Annotated in this window: 14 protein-coding genes and 1 pseudogene; 11 read left to right on the top strand and 4 right to left on the bottom strand. The window is 67.1% G+C overall.

From position 1 onward, the window contains the following. Positions 1-18: 18 nt before the first annotated feature. A complete protein-coding gene (locus N416_RS0113585) occupies positions 19-5,952 on the bottom strand; it encodes a DUF3320 domain-containing protein (RefSeq protein WP_024442652.1) in 5,934 nt (1,977 codons plus the stop codon). 204 nt (positions 5,953-6,156) lie between these two features. Between N416_RS0113585 and N416_RS0113580 the strand changes: the two genes are divergently transcribed. The 11 genes from N416_RS0113580 to N416_RS0113530 all read left to right on the top strand — a co-directional run bounded on the left by N416_RS0113580 (position 6,157) and on the right by N416_RS0113530 (position 17,263). Further along, entirely contained in the window at positions 6,157-7,437 is a 1,281-nt protein-coding gene (locus N416_RS0113580; protein ID WP_024442651.1) for a hypothetical protein, read from the top strand. Continuing rightward, positions 7,434-8,432 (top strand): restriction endonuclease, encoded by a 999-nt coding sequence (locus N416_RS0113575; protein WP_024442650.1) that lies wholly within the window; start codon positions 7,434-7,436, stop codon positions 8,430-8,432. Before N416_RS0113580 ends, N416_RS0113575 begins: the two co-directional genes overlap by 4 nt. 93 nt (positions 8,433-8,525) lie before the next feature. Then, entirely contained in the window at positions 8,526-9,290 is a 765-nt protein-coding gene (locus N416_RS0113570; RefSeq protein WP_024442649.1) for a S1 family peptidase, read from the top strand. Positions 9,291-9,466: 176 nt separating this feature from the next. Next, entirely contained in the window at positions 9,467-9,739 is a 273-nt protein-coding gene (locus N416_RS21660; protein ID WP_024442648.1) for a sigma factor-like helix-turn-helix DNA-binding protein, read from the top strand. Next, a complete protein-coding gene (locus N416_RS0113560; RefSeq protein WP_024442647.1) occupies positions 9,736-11,364 on the top strand; it encodes a carotenoid oxygenase family protein in 1,629 nt (542 codons plus the stop codon). The genes N416_RS21660 and N416_RS0113560 overlap by 4 nt, the downstream gene beginning before the upstream one ends. A gap of 94 nt (positions 11,365-11,458) precedes the next feature. Then, positions 11,459-11,950: a sigma-70 family RNA polymerase sigma factor gene (locus N416_RS0113555; protein ID WP_036457986.1), complete on the top strand. Its 492-nt coding sequence runs from the start codon at positions 11,459-11,461 to the stop codon at positions 11,948-11,950. Next, complete coding sequence (locus N416_RS0113550) at positions 11,947-12,663, top strand: anti-sigma factor (protein ID WP_024442645.1); 717 nt, start codon at positions 11,947-11,949, stop codon at positions 12,661-12,663. The genes N416_RS0113555 and N416_RS0113550 overlap by 4 nt, the downstream gene beginning before the upstream one ends. A 92-nt stretch (positions 12,664-12,755) precedes the next feature. Next, the gene (locus N416_RS0113545) at positions 12,756-14,507 is read left to right on the top strand and encodes a thiamine pyrophosphate-binding protein (RefSeq protein WP_024442644.1); all 1,752 of its coding nucleotides are present in this window, start codon (positions 12,756-12,758) and stop codon (positions 14,505-14,507) included. Further along, positions 14,485-15,150, top strand: a complete 666-nt coding sequence (locus N416_RS0113540; RefSeq protein WP_024442643.1) for a hypothetical protein — start codon at positions 14,485-14,487, stop codon at positions 15,148-15,150. Before N416_RS0113545 ends, N416_RS0113540 begins: the two co-directional genes overlap by 23 nt. Positions 15,151-15,158: 8 nt before the next feature. Next, complete coding sequence (locus tag N416_RS0113535; RefSeq protein ID WP_024442642.1) at positions 15,159-16,190, top strand: 3-oxoacyl-ACP synthase III family protein; 1,032 nt, start codon at positions 15,159-15,161, stop codon at positions 16,188-16,190. Further along, positions 16,187-17,263 carry a histidinol-phosphate transaminase gene (locus N416_RS0113530; RefSeq protein ID WP_024442641.1) on the top strand — a complete coding sequence of 359 codons (1,077 nt, stop codon included), beginning with the start codon at positions 16,187-16,189 and terminating at the stop codon, positions 17,261-17,263. The genes N416_RS0113535 and N416_RS0113530 overlap by 4 nt, the downstream gene beginning before the upstream one ends. Here N416_RS0113530 and N416_RS0113525 read toward each other — a convergent pair. The 3 genes and pseudogenes from N416_RS0113525 to N416_RS0113515 all read right to left on the bottom strand — a co-directional run. Then, a complete protein-coding gene (locus N416_RS0113525; RefSeq protein ID WP_024442640.1) occupies positions 17,223-18,239 on the bottom strand; it encodes an NAD(P)/FAD-dependent oxidoreductase in 1,017 nt (338 codons plus the stop codon). The two genes, N416_RS0113530 and N416_RS0113525, sit on opposite strands and share 41 nt — an antisense overlap. Beyond that, positions 18,236-18,736 (bottom strand): isoprenylcysteine carboxyl methyltransferase family protein, encoded by a 501-nt coding sequence (locus N416_RS0113520; RefSeq protein WP_024442639.1) that lies wholly within the window; start codon positions 18,734-18,736, stop codon positions 18,236-18,238. The genes N416_RS0113525 and N416_RS0113520 overlap by 4 nt, the downstream gene beginning before the upstream one ends. A gap of 2 nt (positions 18,737-18,738) precedes the next feature. Beyond that, positions 18,739-18,942, bottom strand: a pseudogene (locus N416_RS0113515) (type III polyketide synthase); the annotation flags it as partial. Positions 18,943-19,106 lie beyond the last annotated feature (164 nt).

Here is a 19,106-nt window from a genome sequence, read left to right as displayed (position 1 = left end):
ACGCCGGGGGGATTCAGTTCAAGAAGATGCACGTTGTATCAGCCCTGATCGCCCTTCCACCAATAGGGACCTGGCCTGAGCCGCGCGTAATGCCTCCCCCAACCGCGCCTCAATCCCCGCCGTCATCCGCTTCCCTCCAAACAGCCCCAGCGCCTCGCGCTTGAGTTCCTCGGCCTCGATCCCGCCGGTCTGCTCCGCGATCACCAGCATCGCGTTACCGATCTCAATCAAGCTGACCTCGTCAATCGGACGGCTCTCGCCGTCGACCGGGCACCGCACCGCCCGCCAAGCTGACGGGTCAACATCGGTAGGCCAGTAGAAGGCTTCGCGATCGGACGAGCGGCGATACTCCGACGGCACCAGCTGCCGGATTGCCTTGCGGCGGCTCTCCGCCACCCGATTCAGCCCGAATGCTCCGGCCACCAGTTTGGCCAGCCGGTCGGGGTGGATCGGCCCCTCGGCGGCGATTACGTCGCGAATCACGCCGCGCACCATCTGCTTCAGATAATCCGCCTGCAGGTTGTCCAGCACACTGATGTCACCGGCCACTACCGGTTCCCACTCCCGGAAGGTCTGCAACATCGGGTGCCGCCGCGGCGCCGGTGCGGCAACAACAGGTGCCGAACGCAGCGGCGCCAGCTCCCGCTCCTCCTCGACCACCGGGTCGGGCGCCGACACCACCGGCGCGGCCAGCTCGGGCGGAGGCACCGCCTCAATAGACGCCATCTTCCGCTCCCGCGCCTCTTCCACCGCCCGTCGTAATCGCGCCACCGTCGCGTCCCGACTCTGCAGCCATTCCGGCAGCCAGACCCGTTCCACCGCCGGCCATTTCAACAGCCCGCTCAAAACGTCGACCGGCAGACCGTCACGGTCGGCGACCGTGCGCCGCGAATACCAGCCCGGCCCGTCCAGCAGCACCGCGACCAGTGGCTCGTCGGGTGCGGCAGGATCGGAGAGCACGAGGTCCACCCGGAAATCCGACAACCCGACATCAGCCGCCACCGTTAAGCCGCAAGACCGCAAAGTAGCAGCGATATCGTCGCGGTGGTTGTCGAAGACCGGTTGCCGCCGGCCTCCCCCGCCCAGTGCATCAACGCCGCGGGCGGCCATCTCCAAGTAGGCCTTGAGGTGTTTGGTGCCGACCTGGCTGGTCTCTTCGGCACGAAGTGCGGACGGGTCAAAGCTGGCGTACAGCACCACTTCCCGTCGGGCCCGAGTGATCGCCACATTCAACCGTCGCTCCCCGCCGGGGCGGGACAGCGGGCCGAAGTTCAGCGGCACCACACCTTTGTCGTTGGCGCTAAACGCCACCGAAAACAGAATCGTGTCCCGCTCGTCGCCCTGGACGTTCTCCAGGTTCTTCACGAACAGCCCATCAGGCTCATCCAAAGCCGCCACCAGCCGGTCATCACCGGAGTCGCGCAGCAGGTTCTCAATGAAGTCACGCTGCTGGGCGTTGAAGGTGACCACACCCAGCGACGGCGCCACCGAGGGCGACAGCGCGAAGCGCTGCCGGATATCGGCGACGATCCGCTCGGCTTCGACCCGATTGGTGCGCAGCGTCTTTCCCTTGCCGGAGCGCTCAAACACACCGTCGACCCGCACCAGCGAGACCCCATACCCTGAGCCACCGGCCCGCGGCGCCGGGAACGAGGCCAGCCGGCCCTCATAGTAGTTCTGGTTGGAGAACGCGATCAGTGCCTCGTCCTGGCTGCGGTAATGCCAGGACAGCCATTGGCGTGGCACCTGGGATTGCACACATTCGGTGAGAATCGACTCCTCATCAACTACGTTGTCGGGACTGTAATCTTCGTCGTCATCGCTGATGCCGACCTCGGCGAAGCTGGTCGGCGGCATCTGCTTGCTGTCACCGACCACCACCACCGAGCGGCAGCGGCCCATCGCCCCGACCGCGTCCGCGACGCGTACCTGGGAGGCCTCATCGAAGACCACAATGTCGAACAGCCCGGGCTTGGCGGGGAAGAACCGGGCCACCGAGTCCGGGCTCATCAACGTGCACGGCATGATCGTGGTGATCAGCTCGCCGAAGTTGTCCAGCAGCGCACGGATGCTCATGCCGCCGCGTTTGCGTTCCAGTTGCCGGCGCAGCCCGCCGACCTGACCGCTCTCCGACCACGAGTCGAACCGACGCTCGGCCAGCAGCGCCGCCGGGATCGCCCTCGGCAGTTCCTCACGAATGGCACGGGTGGCATCGGTGAACCGCTGGATCGTCTTGCCGTGGGCGGCAACGTCGAACCCGACCAAGGCGTTGGCGTCCAGACGTTCGGTGACCGACACCGCGGCTAACCCGCGTTCGTATCCCAGCGCGGCGTCCTCGGGCAACACTTGCCCGGTCAGGATCGCCGCACGCGCGGAGGTCATGGCGGCGGCGCGCAGCGGCTCGAGATGGCTGACCAGCCCCAGCCAAGATTCCAGTGCAGCAGGGGTTTCCAGCCGTCGCGCACCGCGGCCAGCCCACCACCGGTCGAAGAACGCACCGCCGGCCCAATCCCGCTGTGCATCGAGCGTCACCCCGCTGGCCTGACTGAACGCGCTCCAGGCGGTACCGAGCCGGTCCAGCGGCCCGGCCAGTGTCCCGACGGGAGTGCGGGCGTAGAAGTCGCGCAAGTCGGCGACATGCGGACCGGCGGCGCTGAGAACGTCCACCAGCCACACCAGCCAGTCCAGCCCGGCCCGCAGCTGCGCGGCAGTCTCGGGAATCAGCGGATTCCAGTCGCCGTCGAGCAGGGTGACCGGCAGCCGGGTCACCCGCTGACGCAGATCGCTGACCAGCGCGTGGGTTTCGGCCATCGCGGCGGTGCCGGTCGACAGGCCCTTGAGGTCGCTACTGGCCTCGTCGACCACCAGCACGTCGGCCAACTGCGCCAGCACCGCGCGGCGCCGCTTCTTGCGCCCGAAGAACCCGGACTCGTCGGCCGCCAGCGCGGCGGCGTGAATCGCGGGGATGTCCAAGTCCATCGCCTGCGGGCCGGCGGTGTCCAGCCAGCCCGGCCGCTGTGCCGACAAGCCGGCCAGCAGCTGCCCGAGCGCGGTCAGCTCAGCAGCCCAGGCTGCGGTGTTCAGGGCGTCGATGCCGGCCAGCGGATACCGGGGCGCGCTGGCCAACCGAGCCCAGCCGGCGAAGATGCCCGGCTCGCCGGCCCGGTCAAGCTGGGCCAACCCGATGCCATGACGCTGCCCTTCGTCGATCAACCCGGCTAGTTCTGCATCGAATTCGACTACGGCACGGTATGTCTGCGAGGTATCCGCCGGAACCGCATCCAGCAATCCCCACGGATGATCGGCACTGGGCCGGGCGAGTTCGGCCACCGCCGGCAGTGCCCGCAGCAACTCCCCGATCTGCGTCATCGTCTCCGGGCTCGCAGTGGCCACCAGTTCGCGAGGCACCTCCAGGGCGGCAACATCACGGTCGGCGGCCAGCTCTTTGGAGCGGGCGGTATAGGCCGACAGCCCGGCAGCGTTCTTGGCATGCAGCCGTTCGGCGTAGCGGGCCAATGTGGTGCGCGCCGCCGCGGCGATCTGCTGGTTGGTGCGCAGCCGTTCGGTATCGGCGTTGACCCGCAGCTCCAGTGCGGTCTTAATCTGTTCGCGCACCGCGGCCGGGCGGGCCGATTTGTCGTGCAGGTTCAGCGACAGTTCACCGAGCCCAACGGCATCCAGCCGTTTTTTGACCACGTCCAGAGCGGCCTTCTTCTCCGCGACGAACAGCACCTTCCGTCCGGAGGCCATGGCGTGGGCCAACAGGTTGGTGATTGTCTGCGATTTGCCGGTTCCCGGCGGGCCCTCCAACACGAAGGTGCGTCCAGCGACCGCTTCGGCGATCGCTTGCAGCTGCGAGGAGTCCGCCGGCACCGGCATCTGGGGCCGCAGCTCGTTAAGGTCGACGCCCTCGACTGCCGGCACCGGGTCGGTGTAGGCGGCCAGCGGGGTGTCGATCAGGTGGCGCACCAGGCTGTTGTCGGCCAGTGCCGCCCACGACTCATCCAGGTCTTTCCACAGCGGGAATTTCGCGAACTGCAGGATCGCCAGCTGCGCGCCTTCCTCGACTCGGAACGGCAGGCCGGCGGCCGCAATCGCGCGCCGCACGGCCTCGAACGTTCCGGCCAAGTCGATCCCGGAGGCGTCCTCAGCGGGGTTGGCCAGCTCAGGGATGTCCAAACCGAAACTGACCCGTAGCTTTTCGATCAGGCAGTAGTTGGGGGTGGACACGCCGGCCTCGTCGATGCTGAGCACATAGCGGTCACCGCGGTTGGTCGTGGACAGATTCACAGGTACCAGCACCACCGGGGAGCGTAGCTCGCGATCACCGAAGCGCCAGTTGAGCATCCCGAACGCCAGGTAGAGATTGTTGGCGCCGGTCTCCTGCGTGATCGTCTTGGCTTTGTAGGCCAGGTTGCGCAGCCGGGACTTGTACGCTGCGGCGGTGACGTCGAGGTAAGCGCTATGTTTGTCGGCCAGCAGCGCAGTGCGCTCATCCTCGGGCAGCTCCCGGCCGTAGCGGATGCCTCGCGCTGCATCCACACTGCTGACTTCGTCGGAGGCCAGCAGCTTGATGCTGACCCCGGCGTTGATGTCGTCTTCGAAGCGGGCCAGCGCCGGGCCGGGTATCGCCAGCGCGAAACCGGCTCGCTCGGTGTAGTTGATCAGGCGATTACGCAGGCTCAAGTCCAGCAGCGCGTTCTTCCACTGCCGCACCCGCTCCGGCACGGCCTCCTGCGGCCTCTGTTGGACCGTCTCGGGACGCACGTACGGGGCGATGACCGGGCCGGCGCCCGGTTGATATTCGACGACGGTGATGTTGCCATCCACGTCTGCGGCGTGGCTGGGCAACGGGTAGATCCGGGCGGCGCGGGCTCGGCGAATATCGGTGATCCCGAGGATGTTCGACAGGTCCGCGGATAGGTGCTTGGCTCGCGGATTGGCGGTCGCGGCGCTGAACTCGGCGGCTTGCGCCCCACCGGTGAGCATGGTGGTTTCCACGAGCCTGATCTGATCCAGTTCGACGAGGTTCACCACGTCGATAGCCTCGGTGGTCGACACGTTGGGCAGCGCAGAGTCCATTCGCCAATAGCCGAGAAACGCGTGACCATGGAGCACCCAGATGGTCGAATTGATCCCGGCCTGCTCCAGCACTGCGGCCATCGTCAGGGTGGTGTCCAGGCAGGTGCCGAGCCGGCCCTCAAGCACCTCCGCGGGCGTGCGGACCTTCTGGCCCTCCAAACCCCAGCTGGCCGGCGGTTCGGCATAACGCACATCGCAGTCGCGGATGGTCTCGAACACCGACTGGGCGATAGCGTCAACTCGGGCCGGCTCGTCACTTTGGTACCCATCGAGCGCCGAGTTTCCGGTGAGCGCCTGCAGCCGATCGGACACCTTGACCATCAGCGCGGTGACGGCGGCGGCGTTGGGTTGGACGTGGGCTGCCAACATCTCCAGGGCCAGCTGCAGAGGGCGGGCCTTCCACTGGTTGCCGGCCAAGATCGTGACGTCCTTTTCCGCCTCGGCGCGCACGGAGCCGTGGACGTCGCGCAGCACGGCCCGGATCGTGCCTGGCCGTGGCTCGTCGGCGGCGAGCATCGAGGCCGGGTCGAGCAGCAGGGCAACATCGCGCAAGATAGTTGGCGAGTGGGCCGCGAGATCCAGGTGAATCTCTTTTGGGCCGCCGTGGGAGCCGTCGGCGCTGGTGACCTCTAGTTGCAGCACCGCCCCGCGCAACTCGTCGCCGGCGTTGTCGACCGCAAGGTGGTCGATCACCGGGATGCGGCAGTGCGCCATTGGGTAGCTCAAGTCAGTGACCGCATGGATCTCGATGCTTGGGCCGATAGCCGGGGTCTTGGCTTCTGCCAGCGAATCAACGTCGGCCGGCTCTACCTTGGCGTGCCGACCATAGGGCGCTTCGGCCGGTTGTGCGCGATGGTCGGCATCGGTCACCCTGAGCTCCTTGAGGCAAGGCGGCACCGACGACACCGGCGTCGCTTTGGCAGCAGCCTAGAGGGAGGTCCTGACAGGCGAATGAAAGCCTTACATGCGCGTCGCCGGCCTATACGTTCGGAGTGACATCTCGCAACCCGAGCGGACCTCCCGTGTTCCCGGCCCTACGTACACTCAGCGAAAACCCACCCCCGGAGGTACCCCGTGACTGACGACGACGACGTCGCCGCCCTGCCCGCCACCGTCACTCCCGGCGAGGTCGTCGTGATGCAGCAACCGGAGGGCTTACTTGTCGGCGGCGACCCGGAGGCCGTGGAGGCCTATTTGGAGCGGCTGCGAGAATCTTCCGGTAACGCGGTCCAGGTCGCTGCTATCGACAAGGCGGCACTGACCAACGCCGCCGGATTGGGCGTTGGTGTCGCCGCGGTGCTGCAGCAAGCCGGGAAGTTCGTGCAACTGCATCCGGACAGCCTGGCAGCGATCCAGCGCGGCAACCTGGTTCCGGGAACCGACGGCTTCTTCCGAATGATGACCCGCGGCGCCGACAGCAAGTTCACCGAGCAGCTGCAGTGGCGGCCTGCGATGTTGGACCCGCAGCAGTTGGTGTCGCTGCAGATGATCGGGGTGCAGGTCGCACTGAAGGCCGCGATCTCCGACGTCAGCGACTCGATCCACCGGGTGGAGAGCAAGGTCGGAGCCATCCTTCAGTTGGCTCAGGCCGACCGTGCCGGGGACGTCCTCGCTGACAATTTGACCATCACCCGGCAGCTGTCCTACCTGGAAAAGAACGGATCGCTGCCTGACGCCTACTGGGATGCCATCGCGGGCTTAGGTCCGTCTCTGAACGCCACAACCGAACGGCTGCGCAACCATGCCAGGCGTGTTCTGGAAACCTTGGACCCGACGTTGTCGATACAGGACCGGGCGAACAGGATGCGGGCCGCCATCGCCGACAGTTTCATTGGCGAGACGTTGAGTCTGCTTGTGGTGGCCGAGGAGTCGCTGTACAAGTGGCAGCGGCTGCGCCTGGCCCGAGTCGAAGCCACTGAGCCGAATCATCTGCCGCAGGTACTCGAGCACACCCGTGAACTACTGGCCTACCAGCTGGCCGAGGACGGCAAGCTCTATCAGAAGGCACACCAGGTGGTCGATGCGATCGCAAGATCCGAGGCGCTCGACGGCTTTCGGTTCTGGGCGGTCGATCAACTTGCCACCGACCGCGACACCCTGCGAACTGAGCTGGACAATTTCGCCAGTGCGCGCCACCACCAGGTCGACGGCTGGAAGGACATGGAGACCCCGGGCGTTCGTGAGGCTGTCGATGCGGCGGTGGAGATAGCCAAGCCTGTCGCCGAAAAAGCCATCGCGGCTGCCGGTCGGGGACTGTCCAACATCCGTGGCTTCATGGCGCAGCGGTTCAACCAAAAAGAAGCAGTTGGCAACGATGCATCATCTGCGACACCGGAACCGGAGGTCGACCGATGACTGCGATGTGGATGGTGCGCAGCGACGGAGGTCTGCGCTACGACGATTTCCGTGACCGCAGCGCAGCCGGCATCGGGTTTCGGCAGATCGCTGCGCTCGCCAAACCCGGCGTCGACCGTAAAACTCTGGCAAAGGCCTACCGGGAGGCTGAGCCGGGCGTCAAAGAACAGGCGGCGGTGGTCAGCGCCGCGCAGGTGTACCGGTTTGTCAACGAAATCGCCGCCAACGACTGGGTTATCACCTATTCACCGGAGAACCGCACCTACCTGGTCGGTACCGTCACCGGACCGGCGGAGCTCCACCAGGATTGGGCCGATCAGGGAATGGGCCTGGCCCGCCCCATCACCTGGAAGACCGTCGAGTTGAACCGCGATGACTTGAGCCCGGTGGCGAAGAACAGCCTGGGCTCAACTTTGACAGTCTTTCAGCTCTCCGAAGTGGTGCGCACTGAAGTGCTTAGCCTGCTGCACGGCACCTCAGCACCCGCGCCATCGGACGACACCGTCGAGCCCGACGACCCGCTGCGTGACTTCCCTGCGTTGGCGTTCGAACAGATCAAGGACCGGGTCAGCGCGCTGGATTGGTCGCAGATGCAGGAATTGGTTGCCGGAATTCTGAGGGCGATGGGCTACAAAACCCAGGTTTCTCCGCCAGGGTCGGATCTAGGCCGTGACATTCTGGCCTCGCCGGACGGGTTCGGCTTCGAACGGCCCCGGATCGTCGTCGAGGTCAAACACCGCAAGGGACAGATGGGCAGCAAGGACATTCGCGGATTCTTGGGTGGTAGACACCCCGAGGATCGTGGGCTCTACGTGAGCACTGGCGGTTTCACCAAGGACGCCCGGTACGAGGCGGACCGCTCAACGGTACCGCTGGCACTGTGGACTCTGCAGGAGCTGACCAAGGCCTTAGTCGACAACTATGAAAACGCCGACGCGACGACTCGTAGCCTGATCACGCTACGTCCGCTCTACGTGCCGGCAGAGGTCAGCTGACCCCGCCACATCCCCACCTGCTCAGGTGGATGTTCACCCTCCGCGTAATCACCCCACCCCCACACCCGCCCCACCCTCGGTACCCTCGCCTAAGTGGCCGCCTTTCGACGACTCCCACCCAAAACCCTGTTCAAGCGCCTAGCCATCGCGGGCGGCGTATTAACAGTCTTGGCCGGCATGGTCTGGGTCAGCCGCGCCCAGCCGGTGCAGCAGCTCATCCCGCAGCCGCCGGTCGAGGCGATCGGTCCCGGGGTCGGCATCAATGTGTCCTCTACCGGCAGCTCCGAGGCCACCAGCTGCACCGCGGGTTTCCTGGTACGCAGCAAGGACGGCCGGCCGGGACTGTTGTCGGCGGGGCACTGCAACAAGCCCGGCGGCTCGGGCACGGTGTCCATCCACAACGGCGCCCTCTATCCCACCGTCGGGGCGTTTACCGAGAGCGTCTACGACGGCAAAGACGGCCACAACATCGGTCTGATCACGTTGGACGACCCGGACAAGTTCCCGCTGTCCCCTGAGGTCGATGGACATCCGGTGAGCGGCGTGGCCGAGCGGGTCAACATCGGCGACACGCTCTGTCATTTGGGCGTCCGCAGCGGTGAGCCGATGTGCGGACCGGTTTCCGCCAGCGACAAGGGCAAGGTCAGGTTCGCCGCGGCGACCACCTGCGGCGATTCCGGTGGCCCCGCCTACCGGATGCGCCCCGACGGCACCGCCGAAGCGGTCGGCATCCTCACCGCGGAGTCCGACGGCGAGGATCCCGAGACGGCCTGCGCTGAGCCTCGCGAGTCCTCCGTGGCGCAGCTGATCAAGCCGTGGCTGCAGGCCTGGCAGCTGACGCTGGTCACCACGACGTAAAAAGCCTCTACCGCAGCAGCCCGGCGCGCGCGACACTGAACCGAACGGGACGCTGCGTCGTGTCACCTCCGGGAGGCTGGTGCATGGGTAGAGGAAAACCAGCGGAAGAGCGGCACTCGACCGCGGCCGCGCCGCGGCCGGACTCTTCCGCGCGTACGGGCAGGGCCTGAACCGCCATGACCGCAGACGACCAGGCCCGTCCCCGCTTGAGCAGCGCTTCCAGCGCCATGCATCGCGACTTGGCGCCCAACCGGGCTGTGGTCGCCGCCGCGCTGGCGCATCTCTCCGTCGAACACCGCGTCCTGCTACGTCGTGCCTATTACGACGGATGGAGCACCGAGCAGATCGCGGTCGACCTGGAGATCGCGGAAGCCGGCGTGAAGACCCAGCTGCACTACGCGCTACGGACCCTGCAACAGACACTGCGAGAATTGGGAACGGTGCAATGACGTTTGACCACGAGTACGGCATGTGGGATGCCGCCTACGTGCTGGGGTCACTCTCGGAGTCCGACTATCGCGAGTACCAGACGCACCTCGACGAGTGCCCGTTATGCCAGGATGCCGTCTCCGAGCTGTCGGGGATGCCGGCCGTGCTGTCGCTGCTGGATCACGAGGACTTCGGCGAACTCGACCTGGAATCGCTCGACACCGCAGACGGCGCGTTCAGCGCGGGTCTCGCCGCCGCCGGCGTCATCCGCCAGGTCAACGGCCACGAGTCCGGTGGGTCGGTGGCGGTCCTGCAACCACCGGAGACGGTCTTCGGAGTCTTTCGCCCCGGCAACTACGCTCCGGTCCCCGACGAACTCACGGCGTTCGATCTGCCCGTCGAGGGCTACATCCCGCCGGAGCTCAACGGCTGGTATCTGCGCAACGGCCCCAACCCCCGCGAGGCGGGCGGTCACTGGTGCACCGGCGAGGGCATGGTGCACGGGGTTCGGCTGGAGAACGGCCGGGCCGCCTGGTACCGCAACCGCTGGGTGCGCACCGAGAACTTCGACCGCCCCCTGCCGCTGTTCAATCCCGACGGCAGCCGCAACCTGCACTCCAGCGCGGCCAACACCCACGTTATCCGGCACGCCGGCAAAACCCTGGCGCTGATGGATAGCGCATTGCCCTACGAGATCTCCACCGAGCTGGACACCCTCGGCCCCTACGATTTCGCCGGCAAGCTGGTCGATTCCATGGCGCCGCACCCCAAGGTCTGTCCGATCACCGGCGAGTTGCACTTCTTCGGATACGGCGACCTCGCCCGACCGCACATCAACTACTACCGCGCCAGCGCCGACGGCGCGGTCCAGGTTCGTCGTCCCATCGACGTTCCCGGCCTGACGCTGATGCATGACTTCGCGCTGACCGCCCAGCACGTGGTGTTCCTGGACCTGCCGCTGGTGTTCAATCCGCAGGTTGCGCTCACCCGACGAGTCGAACGCGACCCGCCCTACCGGTGGGACGACGACTACGGCGCCCGCCTCGGGGTGCTGCGTCGCGATGACCCCTTCGGCCCGGTTCGCTGGTTCGACATCAACCCGTGTTACGTCTTCCACGTCGCCAACGCGTTCGACGTGGCCTCAGCCCAAGGCAACGCGATCGTGATGCAGGTGGTCCGCTACCCCGAAATCTGGCGCGACAACAGTGATTTCGAGACCGAGGCCGCGCTGTGGCGCTGGACCATCGACTTGGAAGCGGGCGTCGTGGCCGAGGTTCAGCTCGACGACCGCGACATCGAATTCCCCCGCGTCGACGACCGGCGGGTGGGCGCATCGGCCCGCTACACCGTCGCCGTCGGCACCGACGGGCTGGTCCGCTACGACGTGGCGCGCGACAGCGCCGAGGTCCACCGGTTCGGCAACAACGGCATTGCCGGCGCACCCGACGAGGCGGTGTTCGCACCAGCACCGGGCCAGACCGACGAATCGGCCGGCTGGTACCTGAGCTACGTCTACAGCCCGGTCCGCCAGTGCAGTGAACTGGTGATCCTGGGCGCATCGGACTTCGGCGCCGCCCCCGTCGCGCGGGTGCGACTGCCGCGGCGCGTTCCGCACGGTTTCCACGGGAGTTGGATCCCGGACTGAGCATGAACCCCACGGGCGCCCGCGTCGTGTCATTAGGCAGGAGGTGATCAGCTTGCCGCGCATCGGCATACCGCCAGATCACGAAACCGCGCTGATGAAGGCGCTCTACGACGAGCACGCCGCGGTGCTGTGGCGCTACGCCATGCGCCTGACCGGTGACGCCGCCCGCGCCGAGGACGTCGTGCAGGAGACCCTGCTGCGCGCCTGGCAGCACCCGGAGGTCATCGGCGATACCGCGCGGTCACCACGGGCTTGGATGTGCACCGTGGCGCGCAACATGATCATCGACGAACGCCGCAGCGCCCACTTCCGCAACGTCGTGGCCACCCTCGACGAGTCGACCGCGCCCGAGCAACCCACCCGCGACGAGGTGGACACCGCCCTGGACCGGATGTTGATCGGCGACGCCATGACCCACCTGTCGACGGAGCACCGAGCGGTGATCGAACGGTCCTATTACCGTGGGTGGAGTACGGGGCAGATCGCTGCGGACTTGGGGATCGCCGAGGGAACGGTGAAATCACGCCTGCACTACGCGGTGCGGGCTCTGCGACTCGCCCTGCAGGAGATGGGGGTGACACGATGACGTGGCCGCGAGAATTCGGCTCGCCCGGCGGGCCGGTCGACAGTGAGCATCCGTACGCCATGTGGGATGCCGCCTATGTGCTCGGTTCGCTGTCCGCGGCCGACCGTCGCGAGTTCGAGGGACACCTGGCCGGCTGCGCGCAGTGCCGCGACGCCGTCACCGAGATCAGCGGCGTGCCCGCCCTGCTGTCGCAACTCGACGGCAACTGCGTGGCTGCGATCAACGAGGCCGACGCAGCGCCGCCCCCGCCGGCCAACCTGCTGCCGTCCCTGCTGACCGAAGTGCACCGGCGCCGCCGGCGTACCCGACTGCTGACGTGGACGGCATCAGCCGCGGCGGCCGCCGTACTCGGTATCGGGGTCCTGATCGGCATCGGCTCGCCGACCACACCCTCCCCACATCAGGATGCGGTGCCGATGGCCCAAGTGGGGACGACGGCGCTGGCCTCGACGGTCGCGGTCAGGGACGAATCCTGGGGCAGCTACATCGATTTGAGCTGCGTCTGCCTGGCACCGGTGAACGCTCACCACGACACCCTGGCGTTGGTGGTGGTCGGCCGCGACGGCAGCCAGACCCGACTGGCGACTTGGGTTGCCGAACCCGGGCACACCGCGACGCCGGCCGGCAGCATCTCGACACCGTCGGATCAGATCGCCTCGGTACAAGTGGTGTCAGCCGACAACGGCCAGGTTCTGCTGGAGCGCACCCTGTAGCGACCCGGGTCATCGACATCTGCCGATGCCTTCGTCGAACCAATCCCGCCCGCAAACCGTGTCAATGACATCGTCACGAGTTAGGCGGGCAGATGTCCAGGATCGCTTCCGTGGTCGATTTCATCGTCGCCCAGCTGGCGGCAATGGGAGTCGGTCACATCTTCGGCGTCGATGGCGCGAACATCGAAGACCTTTACGACGCAGCATATTTTCGTCCCGACATCACGGCGGTGCTGGCCAAGCATGAGTTCTCGGCCGCCACCATGGCCGACGGCTACAGCCGCAGCGGTGCCGGACTGGGGGTAGTCGCCGCAACCTCGGGTGGGGGCGCCCTGAACCTGGTTGCCGGGCTGGGCGAATCATTGGCCAGCCGGGTTCCGGTGCTGGCGCTGGTGGGCCAGGCCCCGAGCACCTTGGACGGTCGAGGAAGTTTCCAAGACACCAGTGGACGCAACGGTGCACTCGACGCGCACGCCTTGTTTTCGGCGGTATCGGTCTTCTGCGAGCGGGTGATGAACCCCGAAGACATCGTGACCGCGCTGCCCCGAGCCATCGCCGCGGCACGCAGCGGCGGACCCGCGGTGCTGTTGCTGCCCAAGGATGTTCAACAAGGTTTCGTCACCGCCAGCCCGTACCGCAACGGCGGCGACAGCGGCGGCGATCCCGGCGTCATCAGCGACCCGCATCCGATCATCCACGCGCTCCGCAACGCCCATGGACCGGTCACGATCATCGCCGGCGAACAGGTGGCCCGAAACGACGCCCGGGCCGAGCTCGAGAACCTGCGGGCACTGCTGCGGGCCCGGGTGGTGTGCGTGCCCGACGCCAAAGATGTCTCCGGCACCTCGGGGCTGGGGTCCTCATCGGCACTGGGCGTGGCCGGCGTCATGGGCCACCCCTCGGTCGCCGAGGCACTGACCGGTAGTGCGGTGTGCCTGGTAGTCGGCACCCGGTTGACGATGACCGCCCGCGCCGGCCTCGAGGCGGCGCTGAGCTCCATCCACACCGTGTCGATCGGTTCGGCACCGCCGTATGTTCCGTGCACCCACGTGCAGACCGTTGACCTGCGGACATCCCTGCAGTCCATCTGCCGTGCGCTGTCGGGAGCCGGGCGCCCCAGGTGGCTGCGGGTGCCCGAGTCGGTGCCGCACACCGAGTTGACTCCTCCGCCATACACCGGCCCGGGGGTGCGCTATCGCGAGGCGATGGCCGTGCTGGACCGCGCGTTGCCCGCCGGGACCGACATCGTCGTCGATGCGGGCAACACCGGCGCTGCGGCCATCCACTACCTGCCAGCGCGGCGCGACGGCCGCTTCCTGGCCGCGCTGGGGATGGGCGGAATGGGCTACAGCTTCGGGGCCGGGATCGGGATGGCCTTCGGCCGCGGTCGGCGCACCGTGGTGATCGCCGGCGACGGCGCGTTCTTCATGCACGGCATGGAGATCCACACCGCGGTGCAGCACGGCCTTCCGGTGCTGTTCGTGCTGCTGAACAACAATGCGCACGCCATGTGCGTCACCCGCGAGCAGCTGTTCTACGACGGTTTCTACACCTACAACCGCTTCGCCCACAGCCAGCTCGGTGACGGCCTGGCGTCGATGTTCCCCGGGCTCAGCGCGATTGACGTCGACGACCCGGACACCTTCGCCGCGGTCTTGGCGTCGGCGTTGGACCGTGAGGGGCCCACGGTGATCAGCGTCGAGTGCGCCGCCGACGAGATACCGCCGTTCGCGCCGTTCCTCAATGCCATCGAGGCACCGAAAACCACTGGCCCAGTGGGTCGTAACGGCAAAGTTTCCACGCACAAGGAGGACCACTTCGATGTCGCTGCCCGCCCTCGCTGATATCAGCGTCCATGCCGGTACACCCGGCCCCATCGACGGCTTAGTCCGGGTCGAGACCAGCCCCCGGGAGGTCGCCACCCCGATCATCATGGAGATGATGCGCTCGGTCTACCCCCACGACGTGGTGTTCGGCGACTACTGCACCGTCAACGACTACATCGACTGCCCGCCCGACGAGTTGTTCGACTACCTCTCCGATACGCGATGCCTGGAAGAGTGGACCTACAGCCTGCGCGGCTTCACCCCCACCGAAGAATCAGGTCTCTGGCTCGCCTACGACCGACTGGGTTCGGAGACCAAGATCTACACCCGCACCGTCTCCAACCGGGATGCCTTCACGGTGGACTACCACTGCGCCTGGGATCAGCCCGACCACCTGTGGATGATCTACCTGATCCGGATCGTCGACGCCCAGGTCGTGCTGAACAAGCCCGGATCGGTTGTGCTGTGGACCAATTGCCACCACCCGTTCTATGACCACAACCCCTATCCGGACACCGCGCCGCCCCAGCGGCCGGTATGGGTCGGCGACTTCTGGGACATGTTCGGTGCCGGCCACCTGCTGGAAATGAAGAATTTGAAGGCGATTGCCGAATACCGGCACCACAACGGCCTGCCGGTCACCCCGTTCTGGATGCGATGAGGCGAAACATGACCCAGCCCGGCGAAACCCCAGTCAGTCTGATCGACGTCTCCAGCTATCTCCCCGGCGAACCCATCGCCGCCGACTACTACACGCAGTACGCCGATTCCGATGCGCTGCGCGACAACCTGATGTTCCGCGCGCCCCGATTCCGCCATCACGTCGGCGAGGACGAGACCGCGGCCGACATGATCGAGCGGGCGGCGCAGGGCATCATCGACCGGCACGGCCGCGAGGTCATCGACAACGTCGACATCTTGATCACCCACACCCAGTTGCCCGACATCCCGTTCTGCGGCGGCGGCGGTGGCATCGCTCACCGGCTGGGGATGCGCCCGTCCACCGTGCTGGATCTGCACAATGGCGGCTGCGCCGCCTTCGTGCTGGGGCTGGGCGTGGCCCGGCAGTTGTTGACGGCCGGAGCGGGCCGCAGCGCATTGATCGCGATCGCCCAGAACGCCGCCGGCCAGGTCTTCGATCAGCCCGCCGTACGAGGAAAATCGCAGGCGTCGGTTCCCGGTGACGGCGCCGCGGTCGGACTGCTCACGCTGTCGGATCACTCCCCGATCCTCGACGTGGAATGCCGCACCTACGGCCAGTACGCCGGCGACATGACCTACCACACCGACCCGCCCCGCAAGTGGTGGCAGCCGGGCCCCGGCGCCGCCTACATCGGCTTCACCGAGGACAAGATCACCAAGGTGCTCGCTCGCGGCAACCGGCAGGTTCCCGAAGTCGCCCTCGCGGTCTGTCATCGCAACGGCCTGTCCGCCAACGATATCGGGCTGTTGGTCACCAATCAGCCCAACCGGGTGTTTCTGCGCAACTGGCGCGAGGCGCTCGAAGTGCCCGAAGCACGCCACGTCGACACCTTCGACGCGTGCGGCAACCTGTTCGGTGCCGGCATCCCGATCAATCTGGATCGAGCGATCTCCCAGAACCGGGTGCAGCCGGGCGAGGTGGTGGTGATGGCGGGCTTCGCCCACGCCGGCGACTTCGCCGGCGCGGCGGCCATCCGGTGGGGCGGACGAACGCGATGACCTCCGCGGCGCACGCCGATTCGACGACCGCCTACCCGAGCAACGCACTTCGGCCGGCCGTCGATCCATGGGCGTTGTCGCTCAATGAGAACCCGCTGCCGCCGCTGCCGGCGGTGCGTACCGCACTGGTTGAGTCTATGGCGGCGGCCAACCGCTATCCGGAATTCCTGCCCACCGGGCTACGGCGCCTGGTGGCCGAGCACGCACACGTGGCCGAGGAGAACGTAGCGGTCGGCGCGGGTGCCTCCGGACTGGCCATGCGGGTGCTGCAAGCGTTGACCACTCCCGGGCAGCGGATCGTGCTGAGCACGCCCACTTTCGAGGGATTTCCCGCGTTCGCCCAGATGGCCGGACTCGCGGTCACCGACATCCCGCTCGACAGGTTCGGCCATCAGGACCTGACCGCCATGGCCCGGGCCGCCTCCGCTGCCCGGATGGTGGTGGTGTGCCGGCCCCACAACCCGACCGGGACCCTGGAGCCGGTCGCAGATGTCGAACGGCTGGTCGCGAACGTGCCGGCCGACACTCTCGTGCTGCTCGACGAGGCCTACATCGAGTTCGTCGCCCCGGGCCAGCGCATCGACGTCCCGGAGCTCATCGCGCGCTTTCCGAATGTGATTGTGCTGCGCACGTTCTCCAAGGCCTATGGTCTGGCCGGGCTCCGCATCGGCTACGCACTGGCGGCCCCGGAGCTGGCCGCGCGCCTGTGGTCCCTGCAGCTGCCATTCGGTATCGGCGCCGGCTGCACGGTGGCGGTGGCGGCCTCCTACGCGGCCGAGGACCAGCTGCAGCAGCGCATCGCCCATATCGTCGCCGAACGCAGCTATCTGCGCGCCCGGCTGCGGGCCGCCGGGGTGTACACCACCGATTCCCACGCGAACTTTGTGTACCTGCCGGCGACGGGCCGGCCTTGGAGTGCGATCTTCGCCGACAGCGGCCTGCGAGTCCGGGGCTATCCCGACGGCGCCGTGCGCATCACGATCGGCTCCCGTGGCTCCACCCAGATGGTGCTGTCCGCCGTCGAGCAAACACTCAGTGCGCCAGCAGATGCACCGCACACCCGAACGCACTAGGCAGCGCGCACGAGGCGGGGACCAAGGCACGCCGGGCCGGCGGCCAGGAGCTGCTCAGCACCAGGCCGCGGGTGAGCAGGCGATACCGGCGAGTGATCGAGTGCCAGGCGCGCTCATAGGACGAAGGGTTGCCGTCGACGATCGCCGCCACCGCGGCAGCGGCCTGCTTGACGGCCAGGCTGACGCCCTCACCGGTGAGCGCGTCTTCGTAGCCGGCGGCGTCACCGACCAGCAGCACCCGCCCGGCAACGCGCCGCGAAACCAGCTGCCGCATGGGCCCGCAGCCGCGGGCAGGGCCACGTTGGGCGTCGGCGAGGTGGGCGGCCAGGGCCGGAAACCAGTCGAGCTGCGGGCGGTGCGGTGACAAGATGGCCACCCCCACCAAACCCGGCTCCACCGGCGTCACGTAGGCCTCCCCCCACCGTGACCAGTGCACCTCGACGAACTCCGACCACGCCGGCACCTGGTAGTGCCAGCGCAGCCCATAGCGGCGCGGAGAACCTGCCACACAGGAGATTCCGACGGCGCCGCGAACCACCGAGTGCAGCCCGTCCGCGGCGATCAGCCATTTGGCCCGAATACCACCCGCTGTGACTCCCGCGTCGTCTTGGACCACGTTGTCGACCTTCGTCGCAATCCAGTCGACGTCATTCTGCTTGGCCTCATCGGTCAGGGCGGCATGCAATGTCGTGCGTCGGACGCCGCGTCCCGGGCCGTTGCGAAACGTCGCTTCGGCCCGGCGCTGCTCGTCGAGATAGGCGACGCCGCGCAACGGCATGCCGACCGGGGAAACGCCGAGCGACTCCAGAACGGCCAGCCCGCCCGGCATCAGGCCCTCCCCACAGGCCTTGTCGATCGGGCTGGCCCGGGGATCGGCAACGATCACCGAAAGTCCCTGCTGCCGCGCACATAATGCGGCGGCGAGTCCCCCCGGCCCGCCACCCACGATCAGCAGGTCGGTGTCGAAGCCGGTCACCGGTACCCCAGCGCGACGTTCTCCACCCGAATCCGCTCCCGCAACACCGCCGCGTTGGCCAGGCTGAACCAGAGCGCGGTCAGCCAGGCGGTGTGGATCAAGGGCAGCGCCAACCCCTCGAGTACCACTGCCACATAGTTGGGATGACGGATCCAGCGGTACGGGCCGCCCTGCACCAGCGGGCTTTCCGGCAGAACGATCACCTGAGTATTCCAGCGCCGGCCGAGCGTGCGCACGCACCACCAGCGCAGCACCTGACTCGAGACCGCCACCGCGAACATGGGCCAGCCCAGCCAGGGGATGAACGGCCGGTTCAACACCCACACCTCGGCGACGCAGCTGACCAGCAGCGCCGAGTGGATGCTGACCATCACCGGGTAGTGACGGTGCCCGAACTCGACGCCGCCGTTGGCGAACGCCCAGCGCGCGTTGCTCTTGGCCAACACCAACTCGATGAGCCGTTCAACGCCCACCGCCAGAACCAGCAAGTAATACATGGCTACCACTCCAACAGTACGAGTTCGGCGCACAAACCGGGCCCCATCGCGATCATCAACCCAAGAGAGCCCGGCGGCGGCGGATCGGAGTCGATGCCGTCGAGGATATCCAGAACCGACACTGAAGACAGGTTCCCATGGTCACGCAACGATTTTCGGGTCGGCGTCAGGACCTCGGGCGGCAGGTGCGGCAAGTTGTCCACGGCCACGGCGGCCACGGTCGGAGTGTTGTCCATGCCGAGGTCACGGTGCCACCGCGGCCGTGGTTCAACGGCACGGCGTAGCCGGCGAATATTGAACGCCCGCGCCGTCCACTACGTATCTTGTCGTTAGGGGTGCCGTCGGTACCTCCGGTGGACCATTTCGGCGG

Source organism: Mycobacterium sp. UM_WGJ, from assembly GCF_000455125.1.
In the GTDB taxonomy this organism is placed as follows: Bacteria; Actinomycetota; Actinomycetes; order Mycobacteriales; family Mycobacteriaceae; genus Mycobacterium.
The sequence above is the reverse complement of the archived record's forward strand: the minus strand, read 5'-3'. Positions and strand labels throughout refer to the sequence as shown.